At 28.3% G+C, this 1,216-nt stretch carries 1 protein-coding gene; it reads right to left on the bottom strand.

The genetic code is table 11. The features are described from left to right. Nucleotides 1–207: 207 nt before the first annotated feature. Complete coding sequence (locus ADG03_RS02205; protein WP_003004973.1) at nucleotides 208–675, bottom strand: 8-oxo-dGTP diphosphatase; 468 nt, start codon at nucleotides 673–675, stop codon at nucleotides 208–210. Nucleotides 676–1,216: the final 541 nt, after the last annotated feature.

Here is a 1,216-nt window from a genome sequence, read left to right as displayed (position 1 = left end):
AGAGAAAGCCTTGGAATGATTCCAAGGCTTTTTTAGCTATCTATATATACAAGGAAAAAGTTGATAGAGTAGATGATTTTATTAGATACCCTTGTTTTGTAAAATATTAAACTATATGTTATTAAAGACAGATTGTATTGAGTACTGAATTATACAAAAATTACTAATGGATTGAGAATTTTGCATTTGATTATACTGTAGAGAATATTAGTCAAATAAAATTGTTTTATTTTCGCTAATGCATTTCTTATTATCATCCCAATAGTTAATACTTTCAAAGCTTCCTTTTCTTAAATAAAGGGGTAGCCTTTTTCTTATTTCATCTTGCATTGGTATTTTATCGATTTCTTTTAGATTCCACCATTTTGGCTCACCTTCATCAGATGTGCTTAGTTCACCAGTAAACTGAGTACATAAAAAGTCATAGAAGACAAATCTCTCATTACCAATTGAATTAGTAAAGCCTGAAATTCCTTTTAATTCAAGATTTAATGCGGTAAGTCCAGTTTCTTCCTTAAGTTCCCGTAATGCAGCTTCAAAAAAACTTTCAGGAAATTCAACTTTTCCACCCGGTGGAATCCAGCCAGGAAAATTATCGTGCTGTCTATTAAGTAATAAAATTTCTTGATTTTTCAAAACGCAAATGTTAACCCAGTTTTTGATTTTTTCAGTCATATTATTAGCCTCCAACAAGTATTTTTTCATATACAAGTCTATATGTCAAGAACTATAAGCTATTTATGATTGTGACAAATGTATCTCAGTCAAAGATTGATAATTTTCACGCAATAGCTGATTAACTCTCAGATATGACGATAAAATAATTTTTACAAGACTAGTTAACTTTATTATACTGTAATTTTATACTTTCGATATTGTACTTATCTAAGGTACTTTTTAATTTTTCTATAAAGTACTGTTGTTCTTTAGTAAATGGATTAGGTCTACTCAAAAAAACTCTTATTTTTTTATTATTCACGCCAGATTTCTCCTACCGATAACTATTTATTATCACTAGTATACCATAGTTTCTAATCTCCTATATGTTTCCAACAGTAACTTTTTATTGGGATGGATAAGATGAATACTTACTGGGAAAAACTCGGAATATCATTAACAGTTTAAACTTTTCTAATCTTTTGAATATTCATTGACTAGACTTATTTTTAGATGTATAATGAGCATGTAAAATATATCACAAAGAATAATATGTAAT

It is taken from the genome of Streptococcus parasanguinis (assembly GCF_001069785.1).
In the GTDB taxonomy this organism is placed as follows: Bacteria; Bacillota; Bacilli; order Lactobacillales; family Streptococcaceae; genus Streptococcus; species Streptococcus parasanguinis_T.
Note: the sequence above shows the minus strand (reverse complement) of the source record. Positions and strands in the feature narration are given on the sequence as shown.

Coding starts and splice junctions, on each gene's coding strand:
- ADG03_RS02205 (WP_003004973.1), bottom strand. CDS start 675: ATGACTGAAAAAATCAAAAACTGGGTTAACATTTGCGTTTTGAAAAAT.